Genomic DNA, 15,794 nt, shown 5'->3' on the forward strand with positions numbered 1-15,794 from the left:
TTGCCTGGTCAAACGGGCGGCCTCAGGCCTTGGCCCGGCTTTCCAGGACTTCAACGGCTGGCAGCACTTTGCCTTCGACGAATTCGAGGAACGCGCCGCCACCGGTAGAAATGTAGGAGATCTGATCCGCAACGCCATATTTATCGATGGCCGCCAGGGTGTCGCCGCCGCCAGCGATGGAGAACGCCGAGCTTTCCGCGATGGCTTGGGCCAACACTTTGGTGCCGTTGCCGAACTGGTCAAATTCGAACACGCCTACCGGGCCGTTCCACAAAATGGTCTTGGACGACTTCAGCAACTCGGCGAAATTCGCTGCGGTCTGCGGGCCGATGTCCAGGATCATGTCGTCGGCAGCCACGTCAGCGATCAGCTTGACGGTAGCAGTGGCGCTTTCAGCGAACTCCTTGGCAACCACGACGTCAACTGGCAGCGGCACGCTGACCTTGGCGGCGATGGCGCGAGCGGTGTCCAGCAGGTCCGGTTCGTACAGGGACTTGCCAACCGGGTGACCGGCAGCGGCCAGGAAGGTGTTGGCGATGCCGCCGCCGACGATCAGCTGATTGCAGATCTGGCTCAGGCTGTTCAGAACGTCGAGCTTGGTCGAGACCTTGGAGCCGGCAACGATGGCGGCCATTGGCTGGGCCGGGGCGCCGAGGGCTTTGCCCAGAGCGTCCAGTTCAGCCGCCAGCAATGGGCCAGCGGCGGCAATTTTGGCGAACTTGGCCACGCCGTGGGTCGAACCCTCAGCGCGGTGAGCGGTGCCGAAGGCGTCCATCACAAACACGTCGCACAGGGCGGCGTATTGCTGGGCCAGTTCGTCAGCGTTCTTTTTCTCGCCTTTGTTAAAGCGCACGTTTTCGAACAGCACGATCTCGCCGGCTTTGACGTCGACGCCGCCCAGATAGTCAGCCACCAGCGGCACTTCACGACCCAGCGCCTTGCTCAGGTAGTCCGCGACAGGCTTGAGGCTGTTCTCGGCGGAAAATTCGCCTTCGGTCGGACGGCCAAGGTGCGAGCAGACCATCACGGCCGCGCCTTTCTCCAGGGCCAGCTTGATGGTCGGCAGCGAGGCCAGGATTCGCGCATCGCTGGTGACAACACCGTCCTTGACTGGAACGTTGAGGTCTTCGCGGATCAGTACGCGCTTACCTTGCAGATCGAGGTCGGACATCTTCAACACGGTCATGGGTCGCAATTCCTGAGTTACTGTTTTGGAGAAGCTGTTGGAGTAGCTGTTTGCAGATAGTGTTCTGCAACGTCCAGCATTCGGTTGGCAAACCCCCACTCGTTGTCGAACCAGGCCAGGATGTTCACCAGCCGAGGGCCGGAAACTCGAGTCTGACTGGCATCGACGATTGCCGAATGTGGGTCATGGTTAAAATCACAACTGGCGTGAGGCAACTCGGTATAGGCCAGCAAGCCTTTGAGCGGGCCAGTAGTGGCGGCCTCGCGCAGAATCCGGTTGACCTCGGTGGCGTCGGTGTCGCTGACGGTCTGCATCGTAATATCGAGGCAGGACACGTTCACCGTCGGCACGCGTACGGCTTTGGCCTGAATTCGCCCGGCAAGTTCCGGCAGCAAGCGTTCGATGCCCCGCGCCAGACCAGTGGACACCGGGATCACCGACTGGAAGGCCGAGCGCGTACGGCGTAGGTCTTCGTGGTGATAGGCGTCAATGACTGGCTGATCGTTCATCGCTGAGTGAATGGTGGTGATCGACACGTACTCCAGACCGATCGCCTGATCCAGCAGGCGCAACAACGGCACGCCGCAGTTGGTGGTGCAGGACGCGTTGGACACCAGCAGTTCGTCGCCGGTCAGGCAATCCTGGTTCACGCCGTAAACGATGGTGGCGTCGACATCCGCCTCGCTGGCCATCGGCTGGGAAAACAGCACACGCGGCGCGCCGGCGTCGAGGAATCGCTGGCCATCGGCACGTGTGTGATAAGCGCCGGAGCACTCCAGCACCAGATCGACGCCCAGCGACCCCCAATCGATGCCTTCGGGGGTGGCACTGCGCAGGACCTTCACGCAGTCGCCATTAATATGCAGACAATCGCCCTCAACCCGCACTTCACCGGGAAAACGCCCGTGAGTGGAGTCGAATCGTGTCAGGTATTCGATGCTGGCCATGTCAGCCAGATCGTTGATCGCGACAATTTCAAACCCGGCCTTTTCGCCTCGCTCAAACAACGCACGCAAGACGCAACGACCAATCCGGCCATAGCCGTTGAGTGCAACTTTGTAAGGACGCGGTTGAGGCATGGGGTTCTCGATTACCGTGGTGAATCTGTCATTGCAGCGTTGCCTGAACCACCGCTTTCGCGAGCAGGCTCGCTCCCACATGGGCAATGTAGAACCCTGTGGGAGCGAGCCTGCTCGCGAAGACGGCAGTCAGGACGACGCAACTTCTGGATCAGTCTTCCAACAGCTCTTCAGCCTGACCCAGGATGTTTTCCAGGGTGAAGCCGAACTCTTCGAACAAGGCTGGCGCTGGCGCCGACTCGCCGTAGGTGGTCATGCCGATCACGCGGCCTTCCAGGCCCACGTACTTGTACCAGTAGTCTGCGTGAGCAGCTTCGATGGCGATACGGGCGCTGACCTGCAACGGCAGAACTGCTTGCTTGTAACCGGCGTCCTGGGCATCGAACACGCTGGTGCAAGGCATCGACACAACGCGCACTTTGCGACCCTGTTCGGTCAGCTTGTCGTAAGCCTGAACCGCCAGACCCACTTCGGAACCGGTGGAGATCAGGATCAGGTCAGGCTCGCCGTCGCAATCCTTCAACACGTAACCGCCACGGGCGATGTCGGCGATTTGCAGCGCGTTGCGATCCTGGTGCTGCAGGTTCTGACGCGAGAAGATCAGCGCCGAAGGGCCGTCTTTACGCTCCAATGCGTACTTCCAGCACACCGCCGATTCAACGGCATCGGCTGGACGCCAGGTATCGAGGTTCGGCGTGCAGCGCAGGCTGGCCAGTTGCTCGATTGGCTGGTGTGTCGGGCCGTCTTCGCCCAGACCGATAGAGTCGTGGGTGTAGACGTGGATCACACGCTGCTTCATCAGGGCCGACATGCGTACCGCGTTGCGCGCGTATTCCATGAACATCAGGAAGGTCGCACCGTAAGGCACCAGACCGCCGTGCAGGGCAACGCCGTTCATGATTGCGGTCATGCCGAACTCGCGCACGCCGTAGTACATGTAGTTGCCGCTGGCGTCTTCGGCGGTGACGCCTTTGCAACCTTTCCACAGGGTCAGGTTGGAGCCGGCCAGGTCAGCCGAACCGCCGAGGAATTCAGGCAGCAATGGGCCGAATGCGTTCAGGGCATTCTGGCTGGCTTTGCGGCTAGCGATGGTTTCGCCCTTGGCGGCCACTTCGGCGATGTAGGCCGAGGCTTTTTCGCTGAAGTCAGCCGGCAGGTCACCGCTCAGACGACGTACCAATTCGTTGGCTTCGGCAGGGAACGCAGCGGAGTAAGCAGCGAAACGCTGATCCCACTCGGCTTCGACAGCCTTGCCTGCTTCCTTGGCGTCCCAATCGGCGTAGATATCAGCCGGGATTTCGAACGGACCGTGGGTCCACTTCAGTGCAGCGCGGGTCAAGGCGATTTCCGCGTCACCCAATGGGGCACCGTGGCAGTCTTCTTTACCTTGCTTGTTCGGCGAACCGAAACCGATGGTGGTCTTGCAGCAGATCAAGGTTGGCTGCGCGCTTTTGCGTGCGGTCTCGATCGCGGTCTTGATTTCTTCAGGGTCATGACCGTCAACGTTGCGAATCACCTGCCAGTTGTAGGCTTCGAAACGCTTTGGCGTGTCGTCGGTGAACCAGCCTTCGACTTCGCCGTCGATGGAGATGCCATTGTCATCGTAGAAGGCGATCAGCTTGCCCAGGCCCAAGGTACCGGCCAGGGAAGCAACTTCGTGGGAAATGCCTTCCATCATGCAGCCATCACCCAGGAACACGTAGGTGTGGTGATCAACGATGTTGTGACCCGGACGGTTGAACTGCGCCGCCATGACTTTTTCGGCAAGGGCAAAACCCACGGCGTTGGCCAGACCCTGGCCCAGTGGACCGGTGGTGGTTTCAACGCCCGGCGTGTAGCCGAGTTCCGGGTGGCCCGGGGTGCGGCTGTGCAGTTGGCGGAACTGCTTCAGGTCATCGATCGACAGGTCGTAGCCGGTCAGGTGCAGCAGCGAGTAGATCAACATCGAGCCGTGGCCGTTGGACAGCACGAAGCGGTCACGGTCGGCGAACGATGGATTGCTCGGGTTGTGCTTGAGGTAGTCACGCCAAAGTACTTCGGCGATATCCGCCATACCCATAGGGGCACCGGGATGGCCGCTGTTGGCTTTTTGCACGGCATCCATGCTGAGGGCACGAATGGCGTTGGCACGCTCACGACGGCTTGGCATCGCTGATCTCCTGGGGGCTTGAATAAAACGAAACGGAAAAAAGGCGAGCATTTTCCCTCACCGGGCCGCCTCGGGGCAATGACAGATAGTCATCTGGAGGCGTTTTTCCAATGGATTGCGGTGGTTTCGACTGATGAAACCTTTCCGCTATCCGTTTATTGACCGACGCTGACGACGAGAAGTGCCACCTATCGAGCAATATCAAAACTTTTTGATATTGCTCTTGCGGGGATTTCGGCCCGTCACTAGACTGCTGGCCTTATGAATCTACCCGCGCCTTCCATTCAACATGACGATTGCGACGAACTGGCGGCCCTCTGCAAGGCCGGCGGCGATCCTCTGCGTCTGAATGTATTGCGCGCACTGGCCAACGATTCGTTCGGTGTACTGGAACTGGCGCAGATCTTCGGCATCGGCCAATCCGGCATGAGTCATCACCTCAAGGTATTGGCCCAGGCCGGCCTGGTGGCGACCCGCCGTGAAGGCAATGCGATTTTCTACCGTCGCGCCCTGCCCCATACCGACCTGCTGGGTGGCAAGCTGCACACCGCCCTGCTGGAAGAAGTGGACAATCTGACCCTGCCCGCCGATGTGCGGTCGCGAATCGCTCAGGTGCATGGGCAGCGAGCAGCGGCCAGCCAGGACTTTTTCTCGCGGGTCGCGGAGAAATTTCGCGCCCAGCAAGATTTGATCGCCGGCCTGCCGCAGTACCGCGAAAGCGTGCTGGCCTTGCTCGACAAGTTGAGTTTCGGCAAAGGCGCCACGGCTATTGAAGTCGGCCCCGGTGACGGCGAGTTTCTGCCGGAACTGGCGCGCCGCTTCACTGAAGTCACCGCGCTGGACAACAGCCCGGCAATGCTCGAACTGGCCCGCCAGGTCTGTGAACGTGAAAAGCTGGCTAACGTCAGCCTGCAATTGGCCGATGCATTGAACGGTGTAAGCCTTCAAGCCGATTGCGTTGTACTGAACATGGTATTGCACCATTTCGCCGCACCGGCCGAAGCACTAAAACACATGGCCGACTTGCTGCAAACGGGTGGAAGCCTGCTCGTGACAGAGTTATGTAGCCACAACCAGAGTTGGGCCAGGGAGGCCTGCGGTGATCTCTGGTTGGGGTTTGAACAGGACGATTTGGCCCGTTGGGCCACCGCTGCGGGACTCGTTCCCGGGGAAAGCCTCTATGTAGGCTTACGTAATGGTTTCCAGATCCAGGTTCGCCACTTTCAGCGACCGACTGGCGACACTCACCATCGGTAAATTCAGGAAACATCGAGATGAGCGAATACTCCCTCTTCACCTCCGAGTCCGTGTCTGAAGGACATCCGGACAAAATCGCCGACCAGATTTCCGATGCGGTGCTGGACGCCATCATTGCTGAAGACAAGTTCGCCCGTGTAGCGGTCGAGACCCTGGTAAAAACCGGCGTTGCAATCATCGCCGGTGAAGTGACCACCTCGGCCTGGGTCGATCTGGAAGAGATCGTGCGTAACGTCATTCTGGACATCGGCTACGACAGCTCCGATGTCGGCTTCGACGGCGCCACTTGCGGTGTGATGAACATCATCGGCAAGCAGTCCCCTGACATCAACCAGGGTGTTGACCGTGCCAAACCGGAAGATCAGGGTGCCGGCGACCAGGGCCTGATGTTCGGTTACGCCAGCAATGAAACCGACGTGCTGATGCCAGCACCGATCACGTTCTCGCACCAGCTTGTGCAACGGCAAGCCGAAGCCCGTAAATCCGGCCTGCTGCCTTGGCTGCGCCCGGACGCCAAGTCGCAAGTGACTTGCCGTTACGAAGGCGGCAAGGTTGTCGGTATCGATGCCGTTGTATTGTCGACCCAGCACAACCCTGACGTGTCGTACAAAGACCTGCGCGAAGGCGTGATGGAGCTGATCGTCAAGCACGTACTGCCTGCCGAACTGCTGAGCAAGGACACCCAGTTCCACATCAACCCGACTGGCCAGTTCATCATCGGCGGCCCGGTTGGCGACTGCGGTCTGACCGGCCGCAAGATCATCGTCGACAGCTACGGCGGCATGGCCCGTCACGGCGGCGGCGCGTTCTCCGGTAAAGATCCATCGAAGGTTGACCGTTCGGCCGCCTATGCCGGTCGTTACGTGGCCAAGAACATCGTTGCCGCCGGCCTGGCCGAGCGCTGCGAGATCCAGGTTTCCTACGCGATCGGTGTTGCCCAGCCTACGTCGATCTCGTTGAACACCTTCGGCACCGGCAAAATCAGCGACGACAAAATCGTCAAACTGGTTCGCGAAATATTCGACCTGCGTCCATACGCAATCACCACCATGCTCAACCTGCTGCACCCGATGTACCAGGAAACCGCGGCGTACGGCCACTTCGGCCGCACCCCGGCCACCAAGACCGTGGGCGATGACACTTTCACCACGTTCACCTGGGAAAAAACCGACCGCGCCGACGACCTGCGTCTGGCTGCTGGCTTGTAAGACTTCCCCCGGCGGTACCCAAAGCCCTGCACGGTTCGCCGTGCGGGGCTTTTTATTGCGTTATTGCGCGAAATCCAACAAATCGCAGCCTCGTTTCACTCGACAGCTCCTACAGGGATCTGTGTAGCAGATGTCGAGTGAAACGAGGCTGCGAGCTTTTGATCTCCTCGCCTCGAAACACACCGAAAAACATCGTCGCTGCCAACATCCGAATGCGGACTAACCTTGAAAGCACTCCACCTGAGCAAGGACGCTCAAGATGCTTCTACGCCTGCTGTCCGCTGTTTTTCTGACCTTGTTTTGCCTGAGCTCCAACGCAACCGGCTGCCCCGACTGGCCACCCACCCGCGCACTGGACGAAATTGGCGCCCTGCAAAAACAAATCGACTTGTGGGACGACCACTATCACCGGGGCGGACGCTCACTGGTGGCCGACGAAATCTACGATCAGTCCCGCGCGCAATTGATCGAATGGCGCGAGTGCTTTGACGTGGGTCTGGCGCCTGACCCCATGCGCACCGCCAGTGGCCAGACAGCTCACCCCATCGCCCACACAGGCCTGGATAAACTCCGTGATAGCCAGGCCGTGGAAAACTGGCTGCGCGAGCGCAAGGACCTCTGGATACAACCCAAGGTCGATGGTGTGGCCGTGACTTTGATCTATCGCGACGGCCTGCTGCACCAGGTCATCAGCCGTGGCGACGGAGTGACCGGACAGGACTGGACCAACTCGGCACGATTGGTCCCCGACATTCCTCGGCAGCTGGCAAAACCCTTGGATTTACTGGTGCAAGGCGAACTCTATTGGCATCTGACTGACCACGTACAAGCCAAGGCCGGAAGCCTCAATGCCCGCTCCACGGTGGCCGGCCTGATGGCCCGCAAGACCCTCCCCCCTGAACACGCCACCGGCATCAGGCTGTTTGTCTGGGACTGGCCTCAAGGCCCGGCAAATATGCCCGAACGTATCGCGACGCTGGATGAACTGGGTTTCCCGAGCACGGCGCCCTACAGCCAACCGATCCAGACATTGGCCGATGCTCAACGCTGGCGCGATCACTGGTATCGCTCGCCCTTGCCGTTTGCCAGCGACGGTGTCGTCCTGCGCCAAAGTCAGCGCCCCTCGGCCGAACGCTGGCAGGCGAAATCACCCTACTGGGCCGTCGCCTGGAAATACCCCTTCGCTCAGGCACTGGCGCAGGTGCGAACAGTCGACTTCAAGGTCGGTCGCACCGGTCGGATCACACCAGTGCTGAACCTGAAACCGGTGATGCTCGATGACCGGCAGATCAAGCGCGTGAGTGTCAGCTCGCTGCGGCGCTGGGAGGAGCTGGACATCCGCCCCGGCGATCAGGTGTCCATCAGCCTCGCCGGACTGACCATTCCCAGGCTGGACAGGGTTGTACTTCGCAGCACCGATCGCCCTGAGTTGAATGTTCCGCTGGCAGCCGACTTCCATCTTTTGAGTTGTTGGAAGCCAACACCGGGGTGCGAAAGCCAATTCCTCGCGCGACTGACCTGGCTCAGTGGCAAGCAGGGGCTGGCCTTGCCTCATGTCGGCCCCGGTACTTGGGAGAAACTTTTAGAAACAGGCCGACTGAATGGCCTTCTGGATTGGTTGACCTTCGACGCTCAAGAGCTTGCTACCATTAACGGCTTCGGCGAACGCAGCAGTGCTCGTCTTTTAAACAGTTTCAACAGTGCTCGACAGCGACCTTTCAGTCGCTGGTTAAAAGCCTTGGGTTTACCTCCGACAGGGCAGGCGCAGCTTGCCGATTCATGGCAGGAGCTGGCGAACCGAAACACTGAACAATGGCAGGCTGAAGCCGGTATCGGCCCGGGACGTGCAGCGCAATTGAGCGCGTTTTTTCGCGACCCGCAGGTCCTGGCCTTGAGTGAAACATTGCGTGTCGCCGGAATTGACGGTTTCTAGGGACTGGCAATGCCCGGCGTCCCGGGAACCCCTAGGTGCCGATGCGCTCCAACGCCCATCGCCACACTGACCTGCTTGCTTTTGCACATGGAGCTTTTATGAAAATTCTTTCACCACTCGCCCTGCTGACCCTTTGCAGTGTGTTGGCCGCTCCGCTGATGGCGGATGAAGAAGCGCCGGGGCTGAGCGGTTGCGCTGCAAAAAAACAAGGCATCATCAATCAGATCGAACTGGCCAAGTCGCGCGACAACACCGACCAGTTAGCAGGCCTGGAAACCGCCCTGAGCGAAGTCACCACTCATTGCACCGATGCCTCACTGAAGAAAGAAAGGGAAAACAAAGTCCTCGACGCCAAGCATGAAGTCAGCAAGCGTCAGGCCGACCTCGACAGCGCCATGAAAAAAGGCGATCCCGAGAAGATCAACAAGCGCAAAGACAAACTCGCCCAGGCCCGCAAGGAGCTGCAGGATGCGCTCGACGAATTGGACAAGTAAGTCCCCGGCCGAGCATCTGAACTTTGCAGTGATCGTTCCCACGCTCTGCGTGGGCATGCAGCCCGTGACGCTCCGCGTCACTGGACGCGGAGCGTCCCTTGAGGCATTCCCACGCAGAGCATGGGAACGATCAACAAGCAAGAATCAATGATCCCGAAACTGTTTATGGCAAGCACTGCAGGCATCTTCGACTTTCTGCACCGCCGGCCCAAGGTTGCTGACCTTGTAAGGCTGAACCTGGCTGGCGATCACCAATTCACCGGTGGCGGCTTCAAGGTCGCGGGACATTTCCTGAAAACGTGCCTGTTGTTGCCAGACATTGTCCTTGGCACTGGTGTGATCTTCTTCGCGCACCTGTGGAAAATGTTTCCACGGTTCACGGGACAGCGCATCGAGTTTCACGGCGCCATCGGCGAATTTCTGGCCATCAAATGCAATGCGACCACGCAACATGCCGCCCAGGTCTTCGCCGGTATTGAGCATCTGCTTGAAGATCGCCTTGCGCTGACCCAGCGGCGAATTCGGGTCAACACCGCCGCAAGCGGACAGCATGAGGCACGCCAGCAATACAACAGAAAGTCTTTTGAAAGTCATGGTGGCTTCAGGTCACGGGAAACGGCGGCCAGTATCCTCGCGTCATCGACAAAGACCAATAGCCCTATTATCAATATGGGTTGTTTGAGCGCATGGAGCACTCAGGCGACCGACAGAGGAATTACTCCATGAACAGCCGTTTCAAGGCATGGCGTCACCACCTCGCGTGGACTCTTCCCATGGTGGCCGTACTCGCCGGCTGCACCGGCGGCGATAACAACAAGCCAAAAACCCACGCCCTGGCCACCTACTCCAGTGCCACTTGGGAAGCGCTGCCAACGGTGTCCGACAACGACCTGGTCGCCGGTTTCGGTTCGTGGCGCAGCGCCTGCAACCGACTCAAGGCCGACCCGGTCTGGGGCCCGACCTGCGCGGCTTCTGCCAACGTGCCGCAAACCGCCCCTGACATCCGCAATTTTCTGAAACAAAACCTGGATGTCTATGGCCTGCGCGCCGCCAATGACAACCCCAACGGCTTGATCACCGGTTATTACGAACCGGTCTACCCCGGCAGCCTGACCCAGACCGCGACGGCCAACATCCCGGTCTACGGCGTGCCCGAAGACATGATCATTGTCTCGCTCGACAGTGTCTATCCGGAACTCAAGGGCAAGCGCCTGCGCGGCCGGCTTGAAGGGCGGGTACTCAAGCCTTACGACGATGCGGCAACAATTGGAACCAAGGGTGTCAAGGCGCCGGTAGTTGCCTGGCTGACCGACCCGATGAACCTGCAATTCCTGCAAATCCAGGGTTCGGGGCGTATCCAGCTCGATGACGGTCGCCAACTGCGCATCGCTTACGCCGACCAGAACGGCCATCCGTATCGGCCTATCGGGCGCTGGCTGGTTGAGCAAGGCGAGCTGAAAAAAGAAGATGTCACCATGGGCGCGATCAGCACGTGGGCCAAGGCCAATCCGACGCGTATTCCCGAGCTGCTGGCCAGCAACCCTAGTTATGTGTTTTTCACCCGCAACCCGGACAGCAACGAAGGGCCTCGCGGTTCGTTGAATGTGCCGTTGACGGCGGGATATAGCGCGGCAGTGGACCGCAAGGTGATTCCGCTGGGTAGCCTGTTATGGCTGTCCACCACCAAACCGGACGGCACTGCGCTGGTTCGCCCGGTGGCGGCTCAAGATACCGGCGGAGCGATTGCCGGCGAGGTCCGCGCGGATTTGTTCTGGGGCACAGGTGAAGCGGCCGGGCAGTTGGCCGGGGATATGAAGCAGCAAGGGCAGATCTGGATGTTGTGGCCTAAAGGAGCCGCGTTGCCGCAGGTGCCTCAGGTGGCTGATGCGGCGAAGACCAATCCTTGAGTCCTGTAGCGACTGACAGATAGCTTTCGCGAGCAGGCTCGCTCCCACAGGGGATCTTCGGTGAATACAACATGCGTGACCGAACACAGTCCAGTGTGGGAGCGAGCCTGCTCGCGAAGGGGTAAAACCAATGAAGCTCTGTCAGACCGACACCACAAAGAAACTCACGATCAACCCCATCCCCACAAACCACACCAACGACCGCAAAATCGCCCAGTCCGCCAGGTAGCAAATGATGTACAGCAACCGGCTGGTGATGAATAACACCGACAGGACATTGATCGTCACCAGTTCGGCATTGCCGGCCAGGTGCGCGACGATCACCGCCGCAGCGAACGCCGGGGTCACTTCAAAACTGTTCAGTTGTGCTGCATGCGCACGCCTGCCCAAACCCTCCAGCGAATCGAGAAAATCCCGGGGATCATGGTTGTCTTTCAACCTGTACCCGCCACTGGCCTTGGCAACACCCGTGCAGATATACGGCAGGAAAATCGCGATCAAAATGCACCACAGGGCAACCGTCATAAAGCAGTCCTTTCTTTAGTTTCAGAGATTCGGGTTTCGGTTAAAACTTCATCACCAACATGCCAATCAACACCAGGCCACAAGCCAGAAGTCTTGGCCGACCGAACGGTTCTTTCAGGTAGCGCATGCCGAACAGCACCACCAGAATCACGCTGATTTCACGCAGCGCCGCAGCTTCGGCAATCGAGCCCAGCTGCATTGCCCACAGCACCAGAGCGTAACTGAACAACACGCAAAATCCGACCGCCAGCCCCAACCGCCATTGCTCCCGCCAGAACAGCATGAACGCCGGCCGTTTGCGCACCAGCGCCAATAATGGAAACGGCCAGGCACTGAGTAGTGTGACCCAAACCAGATAATCCAGCGGGTGCGACCAGCGCCTCAATGCCTGGCCATCGATGAAGGTATAACAACCGATGCACAGTCCGATCAGCGCCACCACCGGCAGCATCGACCACGGCAAGCGCGCACCCCCCCCACCCTGCCACAACAGGCAAAGCATGCCGAACGGAATCAGCAGAATCCCTAAAACCTGCTGATTGGTCAGCACTTCCCCGGCGAAGATCAGCGTCAGGGCCAGCACCACCAGCGGCGACAGTCCGCGCATCAACGGATAGACCAGCCCCAGATCACCGACCCGATAGGCCTGGATCAGCAGGTAGCGATAAAGCAATTCGAACGCCGCCGACGCCAGGATCCAGGGCCAGATTTCAATCGGCGGTACGCTCACAAATAGCAACATGACGGCGACAAACAGCATCGCCACGCTGTCCATGCAGGCCACCACCAGCAAGCGTTCCGCACTGAATTTGATCAGGGTATTCCACGCTGCGTGCAACAGCGCAGCGACTAACACCAGTGCTGTTGCAAGCACGGCAAACTCCTTTGTTTGTTTTTATTCCCTGCGCAAAGCGCCCAGATAATTGATTCGCCATAGGTCAGCAGCTGTTTATACTGCAAGCGACCACGCCGCACTCAGTTGCGCACAGACTAATTCCAATAATTTCTGTCCATGCCCGCTCTCACCGAGAACGGTCGTTGGCATGCGTATGCCTGATCACAGCGTCAAGACTACCGACAGAGACCTTGCGCATGCCACTCGCCTTGCTTGCCCTCGCTGTTGCCGCGTTCGGCATCGGCACCACTGAATTCGTCATCATGGGCCTGTTGCCCGATGTCGCTCGCGACCTCGCCGTCAGCATCCCGAACGCCGGTTTGTTGATCACCGGCTATGCCCTGGGCGTGGTGTTCGGTGCGCCGATCCTTGCGGTCGGCACCGCCAACATGCCGCGCAAGGCGACATTGCTGGGGATGACGATGATGTTCATCCTCGGCAATGTCTTGTGCGCCCTCGCGCCAAACTACGCCACCTTGATGGCTGCCCGCGTGGTCACTGCGTTGTGTCACGGTGCGTTCTTCGGCATCGGTTCAGTGGTCGCGGCGGGCCTGGTCGCACCGAATAAACGGGCACAAGCCATTGCAATGATGTTCACCGGCCTGACGCTGGCCAATGTACTGGGCGTGCCATTGGGCACCGCGCTTGGGCAGTACGCCGGCTGGCGCTCGACCTTCTGGGCGGTCTCGGTGATTGGTGTGATTGCCGCGATCGCGCAATGGCGCTGGTTGCCCAGACACATCGCCATGGACAAGGCCAACCTCGCCAGCGAGTTCAAGGTGCTGGGCAAGGTCAATGTGTTGTTGGCGCTAGGCATGAGTGTACTGGCTTCGACCAGTCTGTTCAGCGTGTTCACTTACATCGCGCCGATCCTGCAAGACATCACCGGCGTCAGCCCGCACGGCGTGACGATCATGCTGTTGCTCTTCGGCGTGGGTTTGACGGCAGGCAGCATGCTCGGCGGTCGACTGGCGGACAGTCGTTTACTGCCTTCACTGGTCGGCATGGCGCTGGCCGTGCTGGTGGTGCTGGCGACGTTCACGCAGACCAGTCACTCGGTGATTCCGGCGGCGATCACGCTGGTGCTGTGGGGGATTTTTGCTTTTGCCCTGTGCCCTATCCTGCAACTGTTGATCATCGACCAGGCGCACGAAGCGCCTAACCTCGGCTCCACGTTGAACCAGAGTGCGTTCAACCTTGGCAACGCGGCGGGTGCGTGGATTGGCGGACTGGTGGTTGCCAGCGGCGCCGACCTGGCGGACTTGCCATGGACGGGTGCGCTGGTCAGTGGCCTGACCGTGTTTACGGCGCTGTTCTTCATTTATCTGCAGCGGCGCGGTGCGGTTGCGGTCAATGTGCCCGGCTGATTGACTGCTTTGCTGCTGAAATAGTTATCGCGAGCAGGCTCACTCCACATGGACCGCGCCCCACCCGTAGGAGTGAGCCTGCTCGCGATGAAGTTGACGCGGTACCCCTGCCCTCACTCCTCTTTGCGCTTGTGTGGATCCGGTGCCTGATCCGCACTCTTCTTGGGCGGCCCACTCTCGCTGCGGATCTGCGCATGGCTGATCAGCGCGAAGATAAAACTGCCACCGACGATGTTCCCCACCAGCGTGGGACCTGCGAACACCAGCCAAAAATCCTTCCACGGCAACTCGCCGGCGAACACCAGGTACGAAACCTCAACCGATCCGACCACAATGTGAGTGAAATCTCCCAGCGCCATGAAATAGGTGATGAGGATGATGATCCACATCTTGGCGCTTTCCATGGACGGGATCATCCAGACCATGGTGGCGATCATCCAGCCGGAAATGATGCCTTTGGCGAACATTTTGCTCGCGTCGTTTTCCATAACCTTGCGCCCGATGTCGAGGAAGGCCAGATCGGTCTTGGTGTCGAAAATCGGCAAGTGCAGCATCACATATGCCACCAGCAAGGTGCCGCAGAGGTTGCCCACCAGCACTACCGACCACAGCCGCAAAAGCCGACCGAAGTTACCCAACGTAGGCTTGCTCATGATCGGCAGCACGGCGGTCAAGGTGTTTTCGGTGAAGAGTTGCTGGCGGGCCAGAATTACCGCGAGAAAACCTGCGCAGTAACCGAAACTGGCGATCACCTTAAAGCCTTCACCGTCAGGCAGTCGCGCGTTGAGCAGCCCCATGGCCATCAGCGACAAACCCATGGTCAGGCCGGCGGCTAGCGCCGACCACCACAGGGCGGCGACACTGCGCTCGAGTTCCTTATCGCCCTGGGTGCGGATGATTTCGTGCAGCACCGCCGCACGGGGTGGCTGGTTTTTGTCGACTTCGTGCCGTTCTTCAGCCGAGAGGTTCGGGGTCTTGCCGTCTTTTGGGGTGTCCATAGCGTTCCTGAACCGGTGGCGTGTCATGTAGGTACGACACGCGCGGTTCGGAGCTGTTCAGTGGTCAGTTAAATCATCATTGATAGTGAGGCCGCCGCCGATATCACTCGCTAGCCACATCATCCTGAAACTGATCTTTGACGTATCTGATTTCGGTACGGCCATGGGGCGCCGGCAAGCCGTCTTCGCCGAGGTTGACGAACACCATCTTTTCCACGGTGAGGATGCTTTTACGGGTGATCTTGTTGCGCACTTCGCAAGTCAGGGTGATCGACGTGCGACCAAACTCGGTGGCGGTGATGCCCAGCTCGATGATGTCGCCCTGACGCGAAGCGCTGACGAAGTTGATTTCGGAAATGTACTTGGTCACCACGCGCTGGTTGCCCAGCTGGACGATGGCATAGATCGCCGCTTCTTCATCGATCCAGCGCAACAAGCTGCCGCCGAACAGCGTGCCGTTAGGGTTGAGGTCTTCGGGTTTTACCCATTTGCGGGTGTGGAAATTCATGGGGGGCTCCGGGGTGTTTGATCGATTGCGGTAGGTGTGCCCCCAGCTTCAAGTTTCAAGCTACAAGCTGCAAGTGAAAATCGGTCCGCTTGCAACTTGTCGCTTGCGGCTTGCAACTTGAAGCTTAAAGACAGCTATAATCGCCACCGATTTAAAACGGCTACTACCGTTTTCCCGCCACCTGTCCGAGGGGCGCTGCAGCAGGTTCGACCTGTCAGGCTCGGATGGGGCGTTGCTTGGCTGTTCTCGGCCAGACACTAAACGCACAACGGCGCCCATTCGCATACA

Annotated in this window: 14 protein-coding genes and 1 riboswitch; of the genes, 6 read left to right on the top strand and 8 right to left on the bottom strand. The window is 59.3% G+C overall.

Translation table 11 applies throughout. The features are described 5' to 3' along the window. Window positions 1-22: 22 nt before the first annotated feature. The 3 genes from PMI22_RS16765 to tkt form a co-directional block, all read right to left on the bottom strand. Complete coding sequence (locus PMI22_RS16765) at window positions 23-1,186, bottom strand: phosphoglycerate kinase (RefSeq protein WP_007945431.1); 1,164 nt, start codon at window positions 1,184-1,186, stop codon at window positions 23-25. Between the two features lie 17 nt (window positions 1,187-1,203). Beyond that, window positions 1,204-2,265, bottom strand: a complete 1,062-nt coding sequence (epd, locus tag PMI22_RS16760) for an erythrose-4-phosphate dehydrogenase (protein ID WP_007945433.1) — start codon at window positions 2,263-2,265, stop codon at window positions 1,204-1,206. 151 nt (window positions 2,266-2,416) lie between these two features. Further along, entirely contained in the window at window positions 2,417-4,414 is a 1,998-nt protein-coding gene (tkt, locus tag PMI22_RS16755; RefSeq protein WP_007945434.1) for a transketolase, read from the bottom strand. A 261-nt stretch (window positions 4,415-4,675) separates the two neighbouring features. On the opposite strand from tkt, the gene PMI22_RS16750 reads away from it, so the two are divergent. From PMI22_RS16750 to PMI22_RS16735, 4 genes are all read left to right on the top strand, one after another. Then, entirely contained in the window at window positions 4,676-5,671 is a 996-nt protein-coding gene (locus PMI22_RS16750) for an ArsR/SmtB family transcription factor (RefSeq protein ID WP_007945438.1), read from the top strand. 17 nt (window positions 5,672-5,688) lie between these two features. Next, entirely contained in the window at window positions 5,689-6,879 is a 1,191-nt protein-coding gene (gene metK, locus PMI22_RS16745) for a methionine adenosyltransferase (protein ID WP_007945439.1), read from the top strand. A gap of 259 nt (window positions 6,880-7,138) precedes the next feature. Then, window positions 7,139-8,812, top strand: coding sequence for an NAD-dependent DNA ligase LigB (gene ligB, locus PMI22_RS16740; RefSeq protein ID WP_007945440.1), 1,674 nt, complete (start codon window positions 7,139-7,141; stop codon window positions 8,810-8,812). Window positions 8,813-8,910: 98 nt separating this feature from the next. Then, window positions 8,911-9,306, top strand: a complete 396-nt coding sequence (locus PMI22_RS16735) for a DUF1090 domain-containing protein (RefSeq protein WP_007945441.1) — start codon at window positions 8,911-8,913, stop codon at window positions 9,304-9,306. A 144-nt stretch (window positions 9,307-9,450) separates the two neighbouring features. Here the strand turns inward: PMI22_RS16735 and PMI22_RS16730 are convergent, their stop codons facing one another. Continuing rightward, entirely contained in the window at window positions 9,451-9,900 is a 450-nt protein-coding gene (locus PMI22_RS16730) for a c-type cytochrome (protein WP_033049196.1), read from the bottom strand. A gap of 128 nt (window positions 9,901-10,028) precedes the next feature. Between PMI22_RS16730 and mltA the strand changes: the two genes are divergently transcribed. Beyond that, the gene (gene mltA / locus PMI22_RS16725) at window positions 10,029-11,213 is read left to right on the top strand and encodes a murein transglycosylase A (protein WP_007945443.1); all 1,185 of its coding nucleotides are present in this window, start codon (window positions 10,029-10,031) and stop codon (window positions 11,211-11,213) included. Window positions 11,214-11,354: 141 nt separating this feature from the next. Here mltA and PMI22_RS16720 read toward each other — a convergent pair whose 3' ends face one another. Further along, the gene (locus PMI22_RS16720) at window positions 11,355-11,738 is read right to left on the bottom strand and encodes an MAPEG family protein (protein ID WP_007945444.1); all 384 of its coding nucleotides are present in this window, start codon (window positions 11,736-11,738) and stop codon (window positions 11,355-11,357) included. Window positions 11,739-11,778: 40 nt separating this feature from the next. Next, entirely contained in the window at window positions 11,779-12,612 is an 834-nt protein-coding gene (locus PMI22_RS16715; protein ID WP_007945445.1) for an EamA family transporter, read from the bottom strand. Between the two features lie 218 nt (window positions 12,613-12,830). On the opposite strand from PMI22_RS16715, the gene PMI22_RS16710 reads away from it, so the two are divergent. Next, window positions 12,831-14,000 carry an MFS transporter gene (locus PMI22_RS16710; RefSeq protein ID WP_007945446.1) on the top strand — a complete coding sequence of 390 codons (1,170 nt, stop codon included), beginning with the start codon at window positions 12,831-12,833 and terminating at the stop codon, window positions 13,998-14,000. Window positions 14,001-14,113: 113 nt separating this feature from the next. Here PMI22_RS16710 and PMI22_RS16705 read toward each other — a convergent pair whose 3' ends face one another. Together PMI22_RS16705 and PMI22_RS16700 are read right to left on the bottom strand one after the other, a co-directional pair. Continuing rightward, on the bottom strand, window positions 14,114-14,998 hold the full coding sequence (locus PMI22_RS16705; protein ID WP_007945447.1) for a formate/nitrite transporter family protein: 885 nt from the start codon (window positions 14,996-14,998) through the stop codon (window positions 14,114-14,116). A gap of 103 nt (window positions 14,999-15,101) precedes the next feature. After that, window positions 15,102-15,506, bottom strand: a complete 405-nt coding sequence (locus PMI22_RS16700) for an acyl-CoA thioesterase (RefSeq protein WP_007945449.1) — start codon at window positions 15,504-15,506, stop codon at window positions 15,102-15,104. A gap of 181 nt (window positions 15,507-15,687) precedes the next feature. Continuing rightward, window positions 15,688-15,790, top strand: a riboswitch (S-adenosyl-L-homocysteine riboswitch). The last annotated feature ends 4 nt before the right edge of the window (window positions 15,791-15,794 follow it).

It is taken from the genome of Pseudomonas sp. GM21, assembly GCF_000282215.1.
Taxonomy (GTDB): Bacteria; Pseudomonadota; Gammaproteobacteria; order Pseudomonadales; family Pseudomonadaceae; genus Aquipseudomonas.

What these genes read in the sequence shown, in the direction of transcription:
- PMI22_RS16765 (WP_007945431.1), bottom strand. Translation starts at nt 1,186, where the DNA reads ATGACCGTGTTGAAGATGTCCGACCTCGATCTGCAAGGTAAGCGCGTA.
- epd (WP_007945433.1), bottom strand. Translation starts at nt 2,265, where the DNA reads ATGCCTCAACCGCGTCCTTACAAAGTTGCACTCAACGGCTATGGCCGG.
- tkt (WP_007945434.1), bottom strand. Translation starts at nt 4,414, where the DNA reads ATGCCAAGCCGTCGTGAGCGTGCCAACGCCATTCGTGCCCTCAGCATG.
- PMI22_RS16750 (WP_007945438.1), top strand. Translation starts at nt 4,676, where the DNA reads ATGAATCTACCCGCGCCTTCCATTCAACATGACGATTGCGACGAACTG.
- metK (WP_007945439.1), top strand. Translation starts at nt 5,689, where the DNA reads ATGAGCGAATACTCCCTCTTCACCTCCGAGTCCGTGTCTGAAGGACAT.
- ligB (WP_007945440.1), top strand. Translation starts at nt 7,139, where the DNA reads ATGCTTCTACGCCTGCTGTCCGCTGTTTTTCTGACCTTGTTTTGCCTG.
- PMI22_RS16735 (WP_007945441.1), top strand. Translation starts at nt 8,911, where the DNA reads ATGAAAATTCTTTCACCACTCGCCCTGCTGACCCTTTGCAGTGTGTTG.
- PMI22_RS16730 (WP_033049196.1), bottom strand. Translation starts at nt 9,900, where the DNA reads ATGACTTTCAAAAGACTTTCTGTTGTATTGCTGGCGTGCCTCATGCTG.
- mltA (WP_007945443.1), top strand. Translation starts at nt 10,029, where the DNA reads ATGAACAGCCGTTTCAAGGCATGGCGTCACCACCTCGCGTGGACTCTT.
- PMI22_RS16720 (WP_007945444.1), bottom strand. Translation starts at nt 11,738, where the DNA reads ATGACGGTTGCCCTGTGGTGCATTTTGATCGCGATTTTCCTGCCGTAT.
- PMI22_RS16710 (WP_007945446.1), top strand. Translation starts at nt 12,831, where the DNA reads ATGCCACTCGCCTTGCTTGCCCTCGCTGTTGCCGCGTTCGGCATCGGC.
- PMI22_RS16705 (WP_007945447.1), bottom strand. Translation starts at nt 14,998, where the DNA reads ATGGACACCCCAAAAGACGGCAAGACCCCGAACCTCTCGGCTGAAGAA.
- PMI22_RS16700 (WP_007945449.1), bottom strand. Translation starts at nt 15,506, where the DNA reads ATGAATTTCCACACCCGCAAATGGGTAAAACCCGAAGACCTCAACCCT.